This is a genomic window from Marinomonas vaga (assembly GCF_055388305.1).
In genome coordinates this window covers 3,394,238-3,415,468 of record NZ_AP043903.1, presented here as the reverse complement: position 1 = coordinate 3,415,468, position 21,231 = coordinate 3,394,238, and the positions used below count along the sequence as shown (strand labels likewise).

Sequence of the window (21,231 nt, the reverse complement as noted above, 5' to 3'; positions counted from 1 at the left end):
ATGAATTAATAGGTAAAGATTTTAGACTATTCCTATTTTAGAGCTCTATTTCTATATCGCCTTTTACACGAGTACAGCATGATAATACGTAGCCGTCGTTTATCTCTTCTTCAGAAATACCGCCATTATGATTCATTTCAAAGTTGCCATGGACTACTTTTACACGACAAGAGCCGCATATGCCAACACCGCAAGCTTTTGGAATATTAACACCACCCTCTGCCGCTGCTTCATTTAGAATGACGTCAAGAGCTACTTCCTGCATTACTTCCATTTCAGGAATTCGAAGCATGATCATTTGTTTGGGTTCTAGATCTTCGAGCTCAGCTTGATTTGCATGTTTTTCTGCTAACTTAACATCTTCAATAGGAGTCGCGCCGAACGATTCCTCATGATAGCGAGTCATGTCAAATCCCAGCTCTTGAAGTAATGTTCGGACTGCTTTCATATAAGGCTCAGGTCCACAGCAAAAAACTTCTCGTTCCATATAATCAGGCGCAATTAATTGGAACATATGGGTGTTTAAATAGCCTCTATAACCTCCCCAAGATTCACCTATATTCGTTTGTTCGCAAATAAGATGCATCTTGAAGTTGTCAATTCGAGTTGACATGTACTCGAGTTCTTTAGCATAGATAATGTCTTTAGGTGAACGAGCACTATGAGCAAATACCATATCGACTTCGGAGTCTGTGTTAAACCACCACCTAGCCATAGACATGACTGGCGTGATACCAACACCACCAGAAAGTAGCAGGACTTTATCAGCGGGATAGTCCATACAATTGAAATTACCAACCGGTCCGTGAACTGCCAACTGATCCCCTGGTGTTAAATTGTCATGTAACCAGTTGGATACCACGCCACCAGGTACCCTTTTTACCGTGATCGAAAAACTGTACGGAATAGAAGGGGAGCTGGAAATTGTGTAAGAACGCATGATGCGTTCTTCTGCTATGTCTAACTCTAGTGTCACAAATTGACCAGGTTTAAAGAAAAACATAACTGGTTCATTCATACTAAAAGTGAACGTGGTGACATCATGAGTTTCAGGGATGACTTTCACGCACCGCACTAAATGACGACCATTGCTCCATGTTTGAGTATTCATGGTATTCAAAAAGTCTGAGGAATTAAATTCATTCATTGGTGTTCTCCAAGAGACTGATAGCAGTCCAGTGCAATTATTTACTAAAGCTCTTTGCCTGCTCGCCACTGTTTCCAGCGCATTGTCATATTTGCGCCAATTGATAAAAATGGCTCGGGGGGCAATGTACTCGGTAACTGGATATTATCCATTAAATCAGTGTGTCCCAGTACAGCAAGTTCAGCTGCTGCCATACCAGAAAGTGTTCCTTTAACGGTGCCAAGACCATTTTGACAACAGGCAGACCACACGTTTTTATCCAGTTCTCCGAAGGCTGGCATTGCATTCAAGGACAAGCATAAGCGGCCACCCCATCGATATTCCATCTCAACGTCTTTTAACATAGGGAAACGGTCTGAAAATGATTGGTCTTGCATTGATTTAGCTCGACGCATATCTGCAGTGGTCGCTTCGAGTGATTGGTTTAACGTGGCTAAATTGCGAATGATCAATCGATCTCCACTGCCAGAGTAGTTAGAGATCTTCCTAACTGTAGTGCCCATTGGATCAGCAGGGAGAATTCCCCAGTCTGGTCTGCCCCCTAAGGATATAAGCTCAGTAGGTGACAGTGCACGTGTCATTGAGGCAAAAGTGAACACATGAAGTAGCTGCTTAGGAAAAAATCCAAATGATTGTATGTGACCATTCGTCGCTAAGATCAAATGTTTCGCTTTTATTGACCCTTTAGGGGTTTTGAGAATATGAGGAGAGCCCGTTTTCATCTCTAAAACTGGCGTGTTTTCAAATATCTTTATGCGGTTTCGCAAACCTTTACCAAAGGCGCGTATGAAAGCAGCCGGTTGAACCATTGCACCACCGGAGGTTTCGAGTCCAGCGATGTAAAAAGATGATCCTGTAATCTGCTGCATTTCTGCAGCATCTTTGAGCACAAAACTTTCACCAATCTCATTTAAGTGTTTGCTGTAGCTGGATATATGTTTGATGCCTTGATTGGTTGAGGCTCCAGTGATCTTACCACTACGGCTGAAAACGGACTTGGGCATGCCATACTCAATGGCTGCTGATTCTGCAAAGTCGATAGCATGCCGATTCATTTTGATCTGCATGAGATCGTTCGCGTTGTTACCTGCGTAAGTCTCTGAGTTCAAATCATGTGGCAGGTCGATTAGAAAACCACTGTTTCGACCAGCAGGCCCTTCAGCTAATCGTGTAGCATCGACGACCACTATTGTTTCGTCATTAGGTATTAGTTGGCTTAATCTACGTGCAGCGGCCATGCCTGCCCACCCAGCACCAACTATGACCCAGCTAGCCTCGATGTCACTTGTTAACATCGGGTACTCGTCATCTGAACCGATGATCTTATTCCACGCCGAGGGGCCGGGGTCCTTTGGAAGTCTTGTGATTTTTTTATGCGTCATAGCAAATCCCATCTTGAAAACAATAGGGAGAGCTCCCCACTTATAACTTGAGGCGATAAGGGAGAGCTCTTGAACCTACCGACTAGAGGTGGTTAGTCGATAGAGCCATCTACTTGGCCGTCACTCAGATCGATCCAAATGGTTTTAAGTTCTGTGTACTGATCGTGGGCATGAATTGAATTATCTCGACCTCCAAACCCAGATTGCTTATACCCTCCAAATGGTGTCGTTATGTCACCTTCGCCAAAGCAATTTACTGTCACGGTACCTGCTTTAATCGCTTGAGCTGCTCGTATTGCTTTTTTCCCATTAGCGGTAAAGACAGAAGCGGCTAAGCCGTATTCGGTATCGTTTGCTACCTGAATCGCTTCGTCATAGCTTTGCACTGTAATGACTGACAGGATTGGACCGAAGATCTCGTCGCGGGCAAGTTCGTCTGAATTTGACACGCCATCAAACACAGTTGGCTCTATAAAGCGCCCATCTATAGTATTGCCACCAAGAACAAGCTCGTATCCTGCTTTTTTGCCTAGGTTTAGATAGCTTTCAACTTTGTTAAAGTGATTACTATCAATCATCGCTCCTAGGGCATTTTGAGGATCTAGCGGGTTGCCAATTTTCCAGTCGCGAGCATGCACTTTAATTCGCTCCAGAAGCTTGTCTTTGATGCCTGCTTGAACGATGAGACGAGAACCAGCAGAGCAGTTTTCCCCCATATTCCAGAATGCTGCAGCACAGACTTGCTGAGCCACATAATCAATGTCTTCTGCATCATCTAGAACGATACATGGGGTTTTACCGCCAAGCTCGAGTACGACTTTTTTCATATTTGAGTCAGCAGAGTAGCGAAGGAAACGTCGACCTGTTGCTGTGGACCCCGTGAATGTCAACATATCGACATCCATATGAAGGCCCAAAGGTTCGCCAACTTCCGCACCACCACCAGTAACTATATTTAGCACGCCTCGAGGTATACCTGCTTCTACAGCTAGTTCGGCAATGCGCAAGGCAGTCAGAGAGGTTTGCTCGGCTGGTTTTATGACCATGGAGCAACCTGCTGCTAATGCAGGAGCAATTTTCCATACAAGCATTAGCAATGGAAAATTCCAAGGCAACACAGCACCTACGACCCCAATGGGTTCCCGCACAATCATCGATATAGCATCAGGACCAACAGGGGCCGTTTGGTCATAAATTTTGTCAATGAGTTCGGCATGCCACTTCATGATGTGAACAAACTCTTCGATATCAATGTTCTCACAATCAGAAATCGGTTTACCTGAGTCCAAGCTTTCCATTACCGCTAATTCATGTCGGTTACGCAGTACGAGCTTTGACAATTTAATTAGCGATGCTTTGCGTTCACTTGGATGAAGCTTACTCCAGCGACCGTCATCATAAGCTTCACGTGCTTTCTCTACTGCAAAATCAACATCTTCTTTGCCACATGCTGCAATATCAGCGAGATGTTCACCTGTGGCCGGGTTTAAGCTAGCAAAGGTCTTTTCAGATTTTGCAGGTCGAAACTTCCCATCAATGAAAGCCATTGTCGGAAATGTCAAAGGGCTGGCAATGGCTTGATATTCTTGCTCTGTTAATACGTTTGACATAGTTTAATCTCCTGCTTACTTGGTGGCTTTCGCGGATGGTTTGGAAGGATTTTCAGCTAGAATCTTTGCGATAGAAGTTTTCAGCGTTCGGGTTACTTGCTCCATTTGGCGCTTGTCATCTTTGTTCAAATCACGCAAGGGCTTACGAACCGTGCCAGCAAACCGTCCGTCTAAAGTGACGCCATATTTAACAGACTGAATGAATTTACCGCCTTGTTCTAGCACTCGCATTAGAGGAAGCATAGAAGACATTATTCGACGTCCTTTTTGAAAGTCGTTCTCTAAAGCACATGCTTGATAGAGCGCTAGGTGCTCTTTTGGCAGGAAGTTAGACCCAGCACATACCCAGCTACGTGCACCCCAAGCAAAGAATTCCAATGCTTGGTCGTCCATACCACAAGCGGTTTGAATGTGAGGGTAATCTCGCAATAACATGTGAAGACGATTGATATCGCCTGAACTTTCTTTTATGCCGCAAAAGTTTTTTGATTGCCCAACTCGATCTAAGAACTCTTCTTCCATGTTTACACCCATTCGATCTGGGTAGTTGTAAAGCATGATAGGCAGATTTGCAGCACGGTCGATTGTTAAGGCATGAAGTGCAAGTTCCCGTTGTGTTGGCAGAGAATAAGGGGGAGTTGCGACAAGTAATACATCCGCACCGCATTTAGCTCCATCTTCCGCAAGCTTTAATGATGCTTTTGGGTCGAGTGATCCAGTACCAAAAATAATTTGTGTCTTATCACCCACGGCTTCCTTTGCTTTTTTCAGAAGTTCCAAGCGCTCTTCATGGCTTTCCACATAGTATTCGCCTGTAGTACCACCGATCATTAGACCATGAACACCTGAGTCTACTAGATAGTTTACATGCTTAACATATGCGTCAAAATCGATCGAGCTGTCTTCCCGGAAAGGGGTGATGACAGGAGTATATATGCCTTCAAATTTCATTTGCTTCACTCTCTTTTTATCCATGGTATCTTTATAAAAACAATACTATTAAGACTTAAAACATCATTACATTAATAATGATCTTACTCAGTTACTTGATACCTATACAATCAACCTTTTTTCGGCATAATGCCTAACCTGTAGTTATTAAAGATTTATTAAAAATAGGTTTTAGGTTTTTTGTTTTTAGAGGTTGCTAGCAAAAAAAATGCGGCTAATAAAGCCGCATTTTTAAGGGGAATGTAAAAGAGTATTAACTCAGCCTTTTTTTCATGGTATCGCAATACCAATCAACAAATTGGCAAACACCATTTTCAGCAATTTCAGAGAATGGGCCTGGTATATAAGCAGGTGACTGAACGCCGCGGAATGTTTCTTCTACTAACTCTCGATCTTGGTCATTAGTGGCCAGCCACACTTTTGTCAGGTCGTCGATGTCGTAATCGACACCTTCTTTGGCCTCTTTTGGAACGAGCCATTTTGTTGTAACTAATGTTTCTCCAGAGCTTAGAGGAAGAATGCGGAAACTCAATGCATGATCTCCTAAGAAATGATTCCAAGTGGATGGGTAGAGAAAGTAGAGCAGAGCACCGATGTCTTCAACCCCAGAATTATCAAGTCGACCATTTACAGCAGGTTTACCAGACATGGTATAACTCACTGCTTTTGCAGATAGTGGAATTCGTGTCATGCGAAACTGACCCGCTTCATCCATAACCAAGCGACTTGGTAAACCTGCAGCTTCACATTTATTCCAGTGCTCCGTAAGCTCTGGGTCTTCTTCCCCGCCTACCCCAGCTACGGAAAGGTTTTCAACAAACGAGTTTAATAATTCTGGGTGATTTGCATCACAGTGATAACACTCTCGATTGTTTTCAAAAACTAGTTTCCAATTACCTTTTTCTACTAGGTTAGATCCGAATGCAACTTTACAATCATCTAGATTATGTGGCGTAGTAAAGGTCCTTACTGCTTCTCGAAATGGAGCAAAATCAGGGGCTTCGTCTGCAACACAGATGTATATGTAGCTGTTTATGACTTCGCAGTGAACAGTGTTTAACCCATGAGTCGAGGTGTCAAAGTTTTGACCCATATTGCCTGCGAATAAAAGTTTACCATCTAGTCCAAATGTCCATTTATGGTATGGGCAAACTAATTTAGCATTTTTACCCTTGCTGTTTTTACAGATGCGGGATCCACGATGGCGACAGGCATTGTGAAAAGCTCTTACAGTACCTTTGTCATCACGAACAACGATAACGGGATAATTGCCAACTTGGAGTGTGATATATTCACCTGCTTTCTCAATTTCAAAAGTATGGCCAGCAAAGATCCACTCTTTGTGCCAGATTTGAGCAAGATCTTCTTGAAACACATCTTCATTGGTATACAACTCGCGACTTAAGGCATGCCTAGGTTGACGCTCGTTGATTAAATCTAAGGTAGACTTTTGGCTACTCATTTCTTTCTCCATTATGTTTGTCATCGGCAGTTGCTAGAGGATGTTATAACTCATCCTAAAACGACTGGTTCCCCCCGACGTAGGCTCTGAGGCCTGATTTTATAGGGCGCTTTTATACAATAGTTACCCTGATATCGCTAGATGTCTGGCTTATTCACAAGTCTAGGTCGGGTGTGCCAAAGGGGTAAAGCGACCTTTTTTAAGGGTAATTGAATACTTTAGGTTATCGAAGTGGGGAGGTTAACGACAATGTGTTTGTTAAAACCTCAAGGTTATTAATATTTTAGAATAAATTGAATGTAGACAGGAGATATTTTTAATAACTGATTTTATGTAGAGGAAAGGATTTATACTTTTTGTAAATATTGACTTTCATCAGACCTAATGATTATTTTCAGATAATTAAATGGCCAAAAAAGAGGAAATATAATGTACGAGGTCTTTAGGTTTAGCGAAAGTTTGAGTTTCCAAGATATACCTGAAAAAACGAAAATACTCTTGAAGTCCTCGCTGATAGATATTTTAGGTATTATTTGCGCCGCTTCGGAAAATGATACCAGTAGGAATATTAGGAAATTTGCAATTGATTACTATTCAGCCTCTGATGTTTCAACTCGTTTATTATTTGATGGTCGTTCTGTTTCTCCTTTGGGGGCAGCTTGGGCTGGAGGTTTTTCTGCGGATAGTTTAGATGCTCACGAAGGGCATTTTTTATCCAAAGGTCATGCTGGCGCTACAGTTGTCCCTGCATTATTGTCATTAGTTGATGCTTATTGTGATCAAGGGCGTGATATCTCAGGCGAAGAGTTTTTAACATTACTCGCAATCGGTTATGAAGTCTCTTTAAGAGCAGGAGTGGCGCTAATGTCAAACGCCTCCGATTACCATGCATCAGGCGCTTTTTCTGGCTTAGGGGTTGTGGCAGCAGGGGCTCGGATCTTAAAGATTGAACAAGGTGCTTGTTTACATGCAATGGGAATCGCGGAATATTTCTCACCGCGCTGCCCAATGATGAAGTTAATTGACTATCCGAGTAATTTGAGAGATGCCCATGGCGCAGGCGCTTTCAGTGGAGTGAATGCTTTGTTTTTAGCTCAAAGTGGTATTACTGGTGCGCCTACAGAATTAATGTTGAACGTTGGTCAATCAAATGCCTGGCAAGATCTTGGGGCAGTTTGGGAAATTGACAATCAATATTTTAAACCTTGGCCTGTTTGTCGTTGGGCGCAACCTGCACTGACAGCTGTTGTTGCTATGTTAGAGCTTGATGAAACGATTCGGCCAGAAAACATTGAATCGGTCCAAATTGAAACGTTCCATGAGTCCATGCGCTTACAAGGTTATCACCCAAAGAATTCCGATGAGGCTCAATATGCACTGGCTTTTCCTGTTGCTGCTTTGATTTGCAACGGAGAGTTAGGTCCTAACCAGGTTGATGAAAATGCGATTCATGATGAAGCTGTTTTAAAATTGGCAGACCGCATCAGGATTGTTGAATCCGATGAGTTGTCACAGCGTTTTCCAGCAGAAATTCTTTCTAGAGTAGAGATTGTATTAAAAAATGGTCGTGTGATCCGTAGTCCTATTAGTCAGGCTAAAGGAGATCCAAATGTGCCGATGACCAAAGAAGATATTGTGGCAAAATTTCAGAATTACACACGAGATGTGCTTTCCATAGAGCAACAATTCTCAATAATTGATGAGATAGAGTCTTTAGAAAAGAAATCTAATATTCTGCAGCTATTGTCTATGCTGACTAATTTACCAAATGGGTAAGTTGGATTGAATAATTCGCAGAAGCGAAAAGTTACTTGTTTCTATTTCCCCTAAATACATTTCAGGCCTTTAATTGCTTAGACAAACTGACACCTAATTTAACAGGGATAAAGGGGGGGTCAGTTTTCTAAGGAACTCATTGCGGTGCTTTGCGCACACTCTGCGAAATGGCACCCCAAAGTCAGCAAATCCAAAAGGTGTCCATTTTCAGAAAGGCCCATTATTGTGCTTCTCTGGCATAGTATGCTGAAAGTAGGGAGATCCATTAATGTCCTTGTACTCATCACATACAGAGAACATCTGTGAGATATTTAGTTCTACTTAACGGTTCGGAAACTGATATTCTTCTTTACGAATAGCAGCCCGAAGGACTTGTCATTCGTAGTGGGTTCACCCTAAGAGAATAGGGATTCTGAGACCAAGTTACATATAGAGAAAGTGAAATTAATTTCATTCTATTGGCTGATTTAGGTTTAGTACTTTAAATTTTAGAAATAAAGTAAAATTTAAGTTATTGATTTTTAAGGTTTTTAATTTCACATATTAGAAAATTGAATTTATGTAAGATAAAGTAAGATATAAAATTGATCCTCATAACCCGAAGCTCCCGCAACCATTTCTTTTAAATTCTCATGTCTGACCTTTATATCGGGGATTCTTATTTCTTCGAGGTTTGCTAGTAGCTTCGTTTTCTCTTAGTCACGACGATGCCTATTGTGGAATAGCATTACGCATTGAGTGGTTCACGATAGAGGTAACTCAGCACTGTTGTGCTGAGTTGTGTGGTTGTGCTTAACGAGGGAAGGGTGTCCTTAAGACAATATCGTCTCGGGTCACTTGGTGAATGTCTCGGTGACCGATAAAGGCCATAGTGAGTTCTGCTTCTTGGTGGAAAATCTCTAGCATTTTTGAGACTCCAGGCTTGCCCATAGCACCAAGTCCGTACACCATTGGGCGGCCCACCATGACGCCTTTTGCTCCTAGTGCTTTAGCGCGAATAATATCTTGTCCACTACGGATGCCCCCATCAAGCCATACTTCAATCTGGTCGCCTACGGCCTCAACGATTTCAGGTAAGGTGCTAATGGAAGATCGAGCACCATCTAGCTGTCGACCTCCATGGTTGGAAACAACGATAGCATCAGCGCCGAGTTTGACGCATTCCCGAGCGTCGTCTGCTTCCATAATGCCTTTGATGATGAGCGGGCCTTGCCAGATGTCACGGAAGTATTGGATGTCTTCCCAGCCTAATTTGGTATCAAAAGAGCCAGCCGTCCATTTCATTAGGTCGTTCATGTCATCGACGCCAGTTGCGCAGCCTTGAATGTTTCCGAACTCGCGGTTTTTTGTATTGAGCATGCCCATGGCCCATCGGGGGCGTTTAGCGATGTCGATGATGTTTGGCAGGGTTAGGCGTGGCGGTGCTGTCATGCCATTACGATGATCGGCATGACGTCGGCCAATCATTTGCAGATCCAGTGTAACAACCAATGCTGAACAGCCTGCGGCTTTGGCTCTATCAATAAGCTTTTTAGTGAATTCTCGGTCTTTTTGTACGTAAAGTTGAAACCAAAAGGGCTTTTGGGTTTTGGCGGCAACGGCTTCAATCGAGCAGATGCTCATGGTCGACAAGGTAAAGGGTACGCCAAATTCTTCTGCTGCTTGGGCGGCTAAGATCTCGCCATCAGCATGCTGCATACCAAGTAAGCCAACGGGTGCGAGGGCAAGTGGCATCTTCGCATCTTGGCCCACTAAAGTGGTTTTTAGGGAGCGCGGTTCAAGATCACGCGCTACACGTTGGCGGAACAGTATTTCTTTAAAGTCGGAAGTGTTGAGGGATAGTGTTTGCTGGGTCCAAGAACCTGACTCACAGTAACCCTGAAACATCTTAGGTACGCGTTTATGGTATAAGCGTCGTAGGTCGCTTAGTTCGCAGATTAAGCTCATCATGTGCTCCTGGATGTAACGGTTTTATTACCTTATGCGGTAGCTATTATAAGGGGAGAGGGCTCTTTCGTGGCAGTTATTGACATCAAAAAGCCCAACTTTATTGTTGGGCTTTTTTGTCATAGCAGCGCTCAGTGCCCGTTAAATGATGCCTGAGCCGGTTTTGTTTGGATCTACAGGGCGGGCTTGGGCGCACTGCTGACGGTAACCGCTTTCACGATAACAGGCGATAGGGTCTATGGCGCCGTTACTTTGGAAACGAGCCATTTGCAAAATAGGCTCAACGTCCAAGTTGTACGCTTGTTTCAGTGTGGCTTGCGCCATCATCGGGTCATTGGTTTGTTGGTAATGAGCCAATGCTTTGCGGTCTACAAGCAAGCTTTTCACGTATGCACGTTGCACTTCAGCGGCGCTGTACATCAAGCTTTCAATTGGATCAGTCACGTTATGGGACTGGTCCAGCATATAAAACGGGCTATAGCTTGGGTTTTCAAGCTGGATGTCCGTCAGCTCGTTGAACACTAGGAACAGTTGGTATGGATTAATAGAGCCACTGTCTAGGTCGTCATCACCGTATTTGCTGTCGTTGAAATGGAATCCGCCTAGTTTTCCAAATTGCGCGAGTCGACTCACAATCATTTCGATGTTCACGTTTGGCGCGTGATGTCCTAGGTCGACCAATGATAAACAGCGCTCTCCTGTTTCCTTGGCGGCTAGATAGCTGGACCCCCAATCTTGAATCACAGTGGAATAGAAGGCTGGCTCAAAGATTTTGTGCTCCAACAGCATATTCCAATCATTAGGAAGAGTCGCGTAGATTTGCTTGATACTGTCTATGTACTGAGCGAAGCTGTTTTTAAAGTGTTGTTGACCTGGGAAATTTGAGCCGTCCCCCACCCAAATGGTCAATGCTTTTGAGCCAAGCTTTTGGCCCAATTCAACCACGTCAATATTGTGAGCAATCGCTTGATCACGTACTGCCTGAGAGGTGTGAGTCAGACTGCCGTACTTATAAGAGTTCTCTTGATTTGCTTGATCTTGAAACGTATTAGAGTTCATCGCATCAAACATTAAGCCATATTGATCTGCATATTGACGAAGTTCATTTGGGTCAGACGGACGATCCCAAGGGATGTGAAGGGATACGGCCGGGGTCGCTTGGGAAAGCTGCTGAATGACAGAGCAATCATCAAGTTTTTCATAGATGTTGCGCGGCTCCCCTTGTCCTGGGAAGCGCGCGAAACGTGTACCACCTGTACCCACGCCCCAAGAAGGTACGGCGATCGAAAAAGCTTTCGCTTTTTGTAGGATGGCTTCAATATTGATGTCTGAGCGAGCAAGCTTTTCGCCCAGTGCGGTGTAGTCACTTTTAAGTCCGCTCTCTAGGCTTTGGTTTTGGGTGCCTAGCAGATCATTATTAATTAACTGAGTCATAAATAGTCCCTATTTTTATTGTTAGCGGGTAAATGATGGCGCATGCCCTGCATCGACATTCAGGATGTTACCAGTTGATTTAGCTGACGCATCCGATGCGAAGAAGTAGATTGCCTCTGCGATGTCCTCTGGGAAAACATTTAGCTTTAGCATGCTGCGTTGGCGGTAGTGTTCTTCTAAATCGTCGGTTGACATGTTGTAAGCGCTGGCTCGTTCTTCTTTCCATTTACCTGTCCAGATTTTAGAACCTCGCAATACTGCATCTGGGTTCACGACGTTTGCTCGAATACCAAGTGGCGCACCTTCTAAAGCAACACACCGTGATAATTGGATTTCAGCGGCTTTAGCAACACAATAGGCGCTGGCGTTTGCCGATGCAACCAATCCATTTTTACTGGCAACGAATACCATGTTGCCACCCATATTCTGAGCTTTTAATAGGGTAAAGGCTTCACGAGCCACTAAAAAGTAACCCGTCGAAAGAATCTCTTGGTTTTTATTCCATAGAGCAAGGCTGGTTTCGTCAAGTGGTGCTGAAGATGCGATGCCCGCATTGGACACTACCGTATCCAAGCCGCCAAATGCTAATGCACAATGATGAATGGCGTGTTTGACTTGCTCTTCACTCGTCACGTCCATTGTCACACTAGAAACAGTATCCTTGCCGAACTGGGCTTCCATCTCTTTGTGAGCGTTGGTGAGCGCTTCAGCATCAATATCCAATAGGACGATGTTGGCACCTTCTTTCGCCATACGCTTCGCGGTTGCTAAACCAATGCCGCCAGCACCACCTGTTACCAGTGCAATGCGGCCAGCCATGGCTTTCGGTTTTGGCATGCGCTGTAGTTTCGCTTCTTCAAGTAGCCAGTATTCAATATCAAAAGCTTCTTGTTCTGGTAAACCAACGTATTCACTGACGGTATCCGCACCACGCATGACATTAATGGCGTTAACATAGAATTCGCCCGCGATACGAGCTGTTGCTTTGTCTTTAGCAAACGAGAGCATGCCAACGCCTGGGATCAGGTAAATCACTGCATTTGGGTCGCGTATAGCTGGACTGTCAGCGCGTTTACAACGGTTGTAGTAGGCGGCGTAGTCTTCGCGGTAGGCTTCAAGTTCCGTGTCTAGATTAGCAATGACTTCGTCTAGGTTGTCTTGTTCTGGATTGTATTTCACAACAAATGGGCGAATCTTGGTACGCAAGAAATGGTCAGGGCACGACGTGCCAAGTTTGGCTAAGCGCTCTAGATCATTAGAGTTTACGAACTCTAGGACTTCGGCTGATTGATTAAAGTGACCTAGTTGGCGTTGAATCGCACTGGTTTTACCACGAATAATCGGCATTAAGGTTGCTGCCACTTGTTCGCGTTTGTCGGTTTCTAAGGTTGAAAATTTTGCTCCGCCAAATACCGCCTTTCCTTCGCTGCGTTGCTCTAGCCATGTTTGTGCTTTGTTGATGATTTCAAGCGACAACAGGTAACACTCTTTGCAATCATCTGCCCAAGTGAATAGACCATGGCTCTCTAGTACCACACCTTTTAAATGTGGGTTTTCTGTGGCGATCTTATGAAGATCCATCCCTAGCTGAAAGCCAGGCTTGCGCCATGGTAACCAGCCAATATCGTTACCAAATATCTCTTCAGTGAGTGCTCGGCTGTTTTTGCTTGCTGCGATCGCAATAACGGAATCTGGGTGTAGGTGATCGACATGCTTATAAGGTAAGTAGCTATGTAATGGCGTATCAATGCTTGCCGCACGGCTATTTAAGTTGAAAGTACAGTGTGGCAAGTACGCCACCATTTCATCTTCGTGCTCTAAGCCGCGATACAAGTCAGGTAAGCGATTTAGCTTGTCCATATAAAGAGTGGCGAAGCCATCTAAGCCCATTGAGCCAATGTCACCGCCAGAGCCTTTTACCCAAAGTACTTCGGTTGTCTCGCCAGTGAGAGGGTCAGTCATTTCGATCTTGGCTGAGGTATTGCCGCCACCGTAATTGGTCACACGCATGTCAGAACCGAGCAGGTTTGATCGATATTGCAACTTTTCTGGTTCGGACATCGATGCAGCTGTGGCGTCGACCCAAAGATTAGGAAGAGATGTAGAATTGGACATAGTAGACCTCTAAATGCTCTTTGGCCCAGTTTTATTAGGAATTTTGGGCAAAAGAATTTTTTATATTTGTTATAAGCAATCAGCGGGTTAGAATGATTGATGGGTCTATAATAAGACAAAACAAATCATTTTCAATATTTTTCGATCAAAATTTGCTTGAATATGATCGAAAATTAATTATATTGAATGGCGAGGGTTAATTTATGCACGAAGTTGAAAGGCATAGAGTGATCTTGTCAGAGGTGGGTAATCGGCCTGTGGTCACGGTAACAGAGCTAGTAGAAATGCTCGGTGCATCGGAAGCGACAGTTAGAAGAGACATCACCTTATTAGACAAGAGAGGCTTGTTGAAGCGAGTGCGAGGAGGAGCTGAGTCTCTTAATCCACCTTCTGATGCGAGCCTAGTTGGGCGCCCTTACTCGGTGAATCAAACGATTAATGCCGATGTAAAGCGACTGATTGGAAAGGCTGCTGCAGAGCTGTTATCAGACAATATGTCGATAATGATCAGTGGCGGTACGACCACCAGCGCGATGGCAGAGCATATGCGGAACTTGAAGTTGCAGGTGTTCACCAACTCATTTGTGATTGCGGACCAGCTGATAAAGAAAAGTAAATGCAGTGTGACAGTGCCTAGCGGCAAGATTCATCGGGAGCAGAACATTATTTTGAGTCCTTTCCCGACGGATATTTCTGCGCATATTTACGCTGATTACCTATTTATCAGTGCTTATGGTGTTAATTCTCACGGTGTGATGGAAACGGATCCACAGATTGTACAGGCGGTAATGAAGCTTATTAACCGAGCGAATCAGCGGGTGCTGTTGGTTGATAGCGCAAAGTTTCAAAGTCGCTCAAGTATGATCGTTTGTCCACTGTCACACATAGATATCGTTATCACGGATGACGGTATTGATAACAAGAGTAAAGAGATGATCGAGTCGGCAGGGTGTCGTTTGATCACAGTTGCAAAACAAAAACAATAAACTGCGTCTCTGAACCTTATATCGTCATAATGAACGGTAGGTGATGAACGCACTCTTGGAGTTAATAATGAATAAGAAACTCATCACATCAGTTGTATTAGCCTGTTCTACTTTTACCGCGAGCCACACGTTGGCAGCAGACGATGTTCGTATCGCCCTATTAGTGAAAGCGCTAGGGATTGGCTTTTTTGAAGCGGCGTATAAAGGCGCTCAAGAAGCCAGCGAGGAGCTTGGCGACGTAGAAGTTATTTACACTGGTCCTACCACGACGACCGCTGAAGGTCAGATCGAAATCATCAACTCACTTATTGCACAGCGTGTCGACGCGATTGCTGTCTCTGCTAACGATACGGATGCTCTGGTTCCATCTTTGGAAAAAGCCCAGCGTCGTGGTATCAAAGTCATTTCTTGGGACTCAGGTGTGGGTGAAGAGGGTCGTATTGCCCACATTAACCCATCTAGTAACAGCCTTATTGGTCGCATGAATGTTAAATTGGCCGCCGATGCAGTTGCCGAGAAAGGGCAGCAGTCAGGTAAGTTCGCTATCTTGAGTGCGACACCCACCTCAACCAACCAGAATATCTGGATTGATGAGATGAAGAAGTCTTTAGGTGAGTTCCCTAATCTGGAGCTTGTCGATACGGTTTACGGGGATGACTTAGCAGATAAAAGTTTCCGTGAAGCGCAAGCACTTATCAAAAATCATCCTGATCTAGATGTGATTGTAGCACCCACCACGGTCGGGATTTTGGCTGCGGCGCAAGCGATTACCGACCTTGGCCTGATTGGTAAAGTGTATGTAACAGGCCTTGGCTTGCCATCAGAGTTAGCGGGGCACGTTCACAGTGGTGCGGTTCATAACTTCGCGATTTGGAATCCAATCGATCTAGGTTATGCGGCAACAACCGTTGCTTACAACCTTGTGAAAGGTGAAGCCACTGGGAAAGAAATCCCAATGGGGCGCATGGGAAGCTTATCGTTGGACAATGCGGGAAATGGTGCAATGGCAGATCCATTTGTGTACGACGCGTCTAATGTAGATGATTTCTCATCGATCTTTTAATGTGAGCGGCTCAGGGAAGATGTTTCCTCCCTGAGCCGCTATCACCCAGCTATATCAGAAAACAAAATCCTTTAATTAGCTAAAAAAATAAGAGCAAAGCTTATGAGTGAAGGTAGCCCAATATTTCGTCTTGAAGGGGTCAGCAAGCTGTTTCCTGGGGTTAAGGCGCTTGATCAAGTCAATTTAAACCTCTATCCAGGTAAAGTAACGGCTCTAATCGGAGAGAACGGCGCTGGAAAATCTACCCTCGTAAAAACCATGACGGGTATCTATCAACCTGACGAAGGTCAGATTGTTTTTGATGACAAGCCAATACAATTTTCTTCGCCGCAGGATTCCCACCAGCTTGGTATTACAGCGATTCACCAAGAAACGGTGCTTTTTGACAACTTGAGTGTGGCTGAGAACGTCTTTCTAGGTAACTATCCACGTAAGCATGGCCTTTTTGTCGATTGGCAAGTCATGTTTGAGAACACCCAACAGATTCTGACTTCGATTAATGCTGAGATCGACCCAAAAGCGAACTTAGGCGGTTTAAGTATCGGTCAAAAACACATGGTGGCGATTGCTCGGGCATTGTCCATTGACGCTAAAGTTGTCGTACTTGATGAGCCAACCGCAGCTTTGTCACACCATGAAATTCAAGAGCTTTACGATTTAGTTGAGCAACTCAAAGCAGACGGTAAAGCCATTCTTTTTATCACCCATAAATTTGATGAGATCTTCCGTATTGCAGATTATTACACTGTCTTCCGTGACGGACGCTACATTGGTGAAGGGCGCATTTGCGATACCAATGAAAAGTCTTTGGTGGAGATGATGGTGGCGCGTAGCATCGAAGACACCTATCCCAAACAAGACGCAGACATCGGTGACGTGGTACTGGATGTTACGTCCCTCAGTCATCCTACTGAGTTTGACGATATTAATTTAACGCTTCGTAAAGGCGAGATTTTAGGCGTATATGGATTGGTCGGTTCCGGTCGAACCGAAGCCATGCAAGCCCTGTTTGGGGCGAGTCATAATGTATCCGGTCAAATCCGCATTGATGGTCAAACCGTGACAATTAACTCTCCGGCGGAAGCCATTAACCACGGTATTGTTTATGTTCCTGAGGAGCGTCAAAAGCAAGGCATCGTGCTTGAATTGCCGATTTACCAAAACATCAGCTTGCCGCAGCTCTCGGCTTTGTCAAAAAATGCCAGTGTTGATTTAGATGATGAAATGAATCTAGCGCGCCAGTTTGGGGAGCGTTTGCGTGTAAAAACATCGAGCTGGAATGAGCCGGTCGGTAATTTATCGGGTGGGAATCAACAAAAAGTCGTCATCGCTAAATGGCTGGCAACAAATCCTAAAGTCATCATTCTTGATGAGCCGACCAAAGGTATTGATATCGGCTCTAAAGCCGCGGTACATGCCTTCATGTCTGAATTAGTTCAATTAGGTTTGTCCGTGATTATGGTGTCCTCTGAGCTGCCAGAAATTTTAGGTATGTCTGATCGAATATTAGTCATGAGTGAAGGGCGCTTAGTCGGAGAGCTGGATCGGTCTGAGGCATCACCTGAGCAAGTGGTTACCCTAGCGACAGGAGGCGTAGCAGCATGAAGCAGTTTTTAGCTAATTCAAGAGAGAGCTTTCTGGCACTTGTTGTGGTGGTGATGTTTTTTGCGATTGGTTTGATCGCCCAGGACTTTGTCTCCATAAGCAATGTAGTGAGTATTTTTAATGATACATCCATTCTTATGATTCTCGCGATAGGGCAAATGTTGGTGATTGTGACCCGCTGCATTGATCTGTCTGTGGCGGCCAATGTCGCGTTTACGGGCATGTTAGTGGCGATGACGAATAACGTCTATCCGGAGTTACCTGTCATTGTACTGATCGCTTTAGCGCTGGGTGTTGGGGCGTTACTTGGTGCTATTAATGGTGTGTTTGTTTGGTTACTTAAAGTGCCGTCTATTGTTATCACACTTGGGACCATGAGTGTGTATCGAGGTATGACATTTCTAATCTCTGACGGTAACTGGATCAACTCCCACCAAATGAGTGCTGCATTTATTGATTTCCCACGTGCTGTGCTACTGGGTATTCCGGTACTCGGTTGGCTTGCCATTCTGTTTATCCTTGCGGCTTTTGTATTGTTGCGATTCACCGAATGGGGGCGCAATTTCTACTCCGCTGGTGGCAACCCGACAGCGGCGTTTTACTCGGGGGTAAATGTTGGCAAGGTGCAGTTCTATGCATTCCTTGTGTCTGGCACCTTGTCTGGCTTGTGTGGTTACTTGTGGGTGTCTCGATTTGCCGTGGCGTATGTGGATGTCGCAAACGGTTTTGAGCTTCAAGTTGTAGCGGCTTGTGTGATTGGTGGCGTTAGCATTATGGGTGGTATAGGTAGCGTCTTTGGTGTGGTAATGGGTGCTTTGTTTATTGGTGTCGTAAACAATGCATTACCTGTGATTGGTGTATCACCGTTCTGGCAGATGGCCATTTCTGGTGCTGTGATCATTGCTGCTGTGATAGCTAATTCCCGTTCTGGGAAAAGCAAAGGTCGCATTATCCTTCGGGATCGTCCTCAAGTTCAAACACCCATGGCCGCGAAGTAAGAGGTTAATATGACAACAAATACAATAACAAAAAAGAACAGCGTTCCTGACTTTTTGCCCGTAGGTAAGTTAAACAAGTTTGTACGTTGGGAATCATTTTTGGTGATTATTTTATTTGGCGTGTGTGTGCTGAATTCATTTTTATCGCCTTATTTTTTAGACCCTTGGAATCTGTCCGATGCAACGTTCAATTTTACTGAGAAAGCCTTGATCGCATTGCCAATGGCGCTGCTGATCATTGCTCGTGAGATTGACATATCCGTTGCTGCGATCATTGCGCTCAGCAGTACCATTATGGGGTTGGTCGCCGAGCTAGGTGCACCATTTTATGCGGTTGTTGTGACAGGTATTGCGGTCGGTGGTCTATGTGGCTTGTGCAACGGCTTATTGGTGACAAAGTTCGCGATTCCTTCGATCGTAGTGACGATTGGTTCGATGAGTTTATTTCGCGGTATTAGCTACATTATCCTAGGCGATGAAGTGTTGAAAAACTATCCAGATGGCTTTGATTTCCTTGGGCAAGGCTATGTGTACTGGGTAGTGTCATTTGAGTTTGTAGCATTCATTGTTTTCGCCCTGGTGTTCTATTGGTTACTGCATAAATCCATCTTTGGGCGACGTACTTTTGCAATCGGTAATAACCCTGATGCAGCCTACTATTCAGGTATTAATGTAAATCGCCATAAACTGATTTTGTTTGTTCTTGTGGGACTTATGTCTGGTGTAGCAGCGGTACTGTTAACATCTCGACTAGGCAGCACGCGGCCCAGTATTGCGATGGGCTGGGAGCTTAGCATTATTACCATGGTGGTTTTAGGAGGCGTCAGTATTTTAGGTGGTAGTGGCACCATTGGTGGTGTAGTACTGGCGGTCATACTGATGGGTATGGTGACGTTTGGAATGGGGCTGGTGAATATTCCGGGCATCGTTATGACAATTATTGTCGGTCTGATGCTGATGTTTGTGGTGAGTTTGCCAGTGTTAATTTCCATGTATAAAGCAAAACGTCAGAGGCAAGTATGAAGTACTCATCCGTAATGTACCTTCACAAAGGATGTGAAGCGGAATACAAAAAGCGCCATGATGAGCTTTGGCCAGATTTGGCAGAACTACTGAAATCCTATGGCATTAAGAACTACTACATTTATTTGGACGAGTCCGAAAGTCGCCTTTATGCAACATTTGATGCGGAGAACTTAGACTCCGAGGCGCTCGCAAAAGAGCCTGTGATGCAACGCTGGTGGAAATACATGGCGGACATTATGGAAACGAAATCGGGCTCCTTTGAGCCTGCTTCCGGGGCTCTGCAAGAAGTTTTTCGTTTCAATGTTCAGGATGCGCACCTGGCGCGAGTTGTAGCAGTTTTGGATATCGGTAAAACCAATATCAAGATCTGTTTGATGGATGCTCAAACAGGAATTTTGAGGGATGTGATAAAGCGAGCAAATAGCGTTGTGGATGATGGGCTTTATCCCCACATTGACGTAAATAACATTTGGCAATGGATCAAGGATACATTGACCAGCCTGACACCAAACTATTTTATCGGCAGTATTGCCATTACAACCCATGGTGCAACAGCTGCCTGCATGAAAGGGGATGAGTTGGCGTTACCTGTATTGGATTATGAGTACGATGGTATAGATCAATGCCGAACAGAGTATGAGAAGTTGCGCTCGCCATTTTCTGAAACCTTCAGTCCTTTACTGCCTCAAGGTTTAAACCTAGGTAAGCAGCTTTATTGGCAGCAATCTAAGTTCCCAGAAGCGTTTAGCAATGTGACCGATATACTCTTGTATCCACAATATTGGGGTTTTCTTCTGTCGGGACAAAAGGTGTCGGAAGTGACCTCTCTTGGATGTCATACGGATCTATGGAATCCATCCGCTTGCCAGTTTTCTCATTTTTCTCAGCAGCAAGGTTGGGACAAGCTTTTCCCGCAATTGGTTGAGACAGGTGCCAAGTTGGGGAACATTTTACCTGCTCTTGCAGAAGAAACCGGACTCCCCAAAAACTGCGCAATTTTTAACGGTATTCATGATTCCAATGCGTCCTTAGTACCTTACATTAGTAAACCATTGGATTCGCTTACGGTGATCTCCAGCGGCACTTGGACAGTGATCGCCACGATAAACGGTGACTTAGATTCCCTGGATGAGCACAAAGACATGCTTGCCAATGTGGACGCTTTTGGACGTGCCACGCCTACCATCCGTTTTATGGGAGGGAGGGAATGGGAAGCCTTGCGTTCGGATAAAGAGGGCACTATGGAGGACGTTGGCTTTATTCTGGAAAATGGTGTGTTCGCGTTACCTTCCTTTGCTGCCGGGGGAGGCCCCTTTGCTCAGTATCAGGGGCGCATTGACGCCAGAGGATTGAGTCTCACTCCAGGCCAGCAATCAGCTTTGGCAGATGTCTATGTGGCGCTGATGACGGACTATTGCATTGATCTATTGGGCGAGAGTGATATGACCGTGGTGGAAGGAGCTTTTAGTAATAACTTAAATTTCCTGACCTTACTGTCCAGTTTGAAAGCCAACAGTGAAATCTACGCGTCCCGTGATGTAACGGGCACGGCAGGTGGAGCGGCGCTATTGTCTAATAAAAGCTTGAAACATAAAGGGCGTTTGAGTCTCGCCCAATGTGAACCAACACTGAAGCCGTTGCTGAATCTGTATCGGCGTCAATGGCGCGAGCGGATTGCAGACATGGAACACCTTGCCACGCCGTAACGGAATACTTGGCTTCTAGGTGT

Annotated in this window: 15 protein-coding genes; 7 read left to right on the top strand and 8 right to left on the bottom strand. The window is 44.7% G+C overall.

Features of this window, described 5'->3' with window-relative positions:
- Window positions 1-37: 37 nt before the first annotated feature.
- The 5 genes from ACZ5DR_RS16105 to ACZ5DR_RS16085 all read right to left on the bottom strand — a co-directional run bounded on the left by ACZ5DR_RS16105 (window position 38) and on the right by ACZ5DR_RS16085 (window position 6,552).
- On the bottom strand, window positions 38-1,147 hold the full coding sequence (locus ACZ5DR_RS16105) for an FAD-binding oxidoreductase (RefSeq protein WP_377367587.1): 1,110 nt from the start codon (window positions 1,145-1,147) through the stop codon (window positions 38-40).
- Window positions 1,148-1,191: 44 nt separating this feature from the next.
- Complete coding sequence (locus ACZ5DR_RS16100) at window positions 1,192-2,529, bottom strand: NAD(P)/FAD-dependent oxidoreductase (protein ID WP_464543782.1); 1,338 nt, start codon at window positions 2,527-2,529, stop codon at window positions 1,192-1,194.
- Between the two features lie 92 nt (window positions 2,530-2,621).
- A complete protein-coding gene (locus tag ACZ5DR_RS16095) occupies window positions 2,622-4,139 on the bottom strand; it encodes an aldehyde dehydrogenase (protein ID WP_377367590.1) in 1,518 nt (505 codons plus the stop codon).
- 15 nt (window positions 4,140-4,154) lie between these two features.
- Window positions 4,155-5,114 carry a dihydrodipicolinate synthase family protein gene (locus tag ACZ5DR_RS16090; protein WP_464543780.1) on the bottom strand — a complete coding sequence of 320 codons (960 nt, stop codon included), beginning with the start codon at window positions 5,112-5,114 and terminating at the stop codon, window positions 4,155-4,157.
- Window positions 5,115-5,343: 229 nt separating this feature from the next.
- Window positions 5,344-6,552, bottom strand: a complete 1,209-nt coding sequence (locus ACZ5DR_RS16085; protein ID WP_377367594.1) for an aromatic ring-hydroxylating oxygenase subunit alpha — start codon at window positions 6,550-6,552, stop codon at window positions 5,344-5,346.
- A 429-nt stretch (window positions 6,553-6,981) separates the two neighbouring features.
- Here ACZ5DR_RS16085 and ACZ5DR_RS16080 point away from each other — a divergent pair, with 429 nt between their 5' ends.
- Window positions 6,982-8,328, top strand: a complete 1,347-nt coding sequence (locus ACZ5DR_RS16080; RefSeq protein WP_377367596.1) for an MmgE/PrpD family protein — start codon at window positions 6,982-6,984, stop codon at window positions 8,326-8,328.
- A 792-nt stretch (window positions 8,329-9,120) separates the two neighbouring features.
- On the opposite strand, the gene ACZ5DR_RS16075 is transcribed toward ACZ5DR_RS16080, so the two are convergent.
- The 3 genes from ACZ5DR_RS16075 to ACZ5DR_RS16065 form a co-directional block, all read right to left on the bottom strand.
- Window positions 9,121-10,278 carry an alpha-hydroxy acid oxidase gene (locus ACZ5DR_RS16075; RefSeq protein WP_464543778.1) on the bottom strand — a complete coding sequence of 386 codons (1,158 nt, stop codon included), beginning with the start codon at window positions 10,276-10,278 and terminating at the stop codon, window positions 9,121-9,123.
- 138 nt (window positions 10,279-10,416) lie between these two features.
- Window positions 10,417-11,709, bottom strand: a complete 1,293-nt coding sequence (rhaI, locus tag ACZ5DR_RS16070) for an L-rhamnose catabolism isomerase (protein WP_377367600.1) — start codon at window positions 11,707-11,709, stop codon at window positions 10,417-10,419.
- A gap of 21 nt (window positions 11,710-11,730) precedes the next feature.
- Complete coding sequence (locus ACZ5DR_RS16065) at window positions 11,731-13,824, bottom strand: bifunctional rhamnulose-1-phosphate aldolase/short-chain dehydrogenase (protein WP_377367602.1); 2,094 nt, start codon at window positions 13,822-13,824, stop codon at window positions 11,731-11,733.
- A gap of 203 nt (window positions 13,825-14,027) precedes the next feature.
- On the opposite strand from ACZ5DR_RS16065, the gene ACZ5DR_RS16060 reads away from it, so the two are divergent.
- From ACZ5DR_RS16060 to ACZ5DR_RS16035, 6 genes are all read left to right on the top strand, one after another.
- Window positions 14,028-14,810: a DeoR/GlpR family DNA-binding transcription regulator gene (locus ACZ5DR_RS16060; protein ID WP_133559440.1), complete on the top strand. Its 783-nt coding sequence runs from the start codon at window positions 14,028-14,030 to the stop codon at window positions 14,808-14,810.
- Window positions 14,811-14,877: 67 nt separating this feature from the next.
- The gene (gene rhaS / locus ACZ5DR_RS16055; RefSeq protein ID WP_377367604.1) at window positions 14,878-15,873 is read left to right on the top strand and encodes a rhamnose ABC transporter substrate-binding protein; all 996 of its coding nucleotides are present in this window, start codon (window positions 14,878-14,880) and stop codon (window positions 15,871-15,873) included.
- A 102-nt stretch (window positions 15,874-15,975) separates the two neighbouring features.
- Window positions 15,976-17,478, top strand: a complete 1,503-nt coding sequence (locus ACZ5DR_RS16050; RefSeq protein WP_377367606.1) for a sugar ABC transporter ATP-binding protein — start codon at window positions 15,976-15,978, stop codon at window positions 17,476-17,478.
- Entirely contained in the window at window positions 17,475-18,476 is a 1,002-nt protein-coding gene (locus ACZ5DR_RS16045; RefSeq protein WP_377367608.1) for an ABC transporter permease, read from the top strand. The genes ACZ5DR_RS16050 and ACZ5DR_RS16045 overlap by 4 nt, the downstream gene beginning before the upstream one ends.
- A gap of 9 nt (window positions 18,477-18,485) precedes the next feature.
- Entirely contained in the window at window positions 18,486-19,499 is a 1,014-nt protein-coding gene (locus ACZ5DR_RS16040) for an ABC transporter permease (protein ID WP_377367610.1), read from the top strand.
- Window positions 19,496-21,208, top strand: a complete 1,713-nt coding sequence (locus ACZ5DR_RS16035; RefSeq protein ID WP_377367612.1) for an L-rhamnose mutarotase — start codon at window positions 19,496-19,498, stop codon at window positions 21,206-21,208. The genes ACZ5DR_RS16040 and ACZ5DR_RS16035 overlap by 4 nt, the downstream gene beginning before the upstream one ends.
- The last annotated feature ends 23 nt before the right edge of the window (window positions 21,209-21,231 follow it).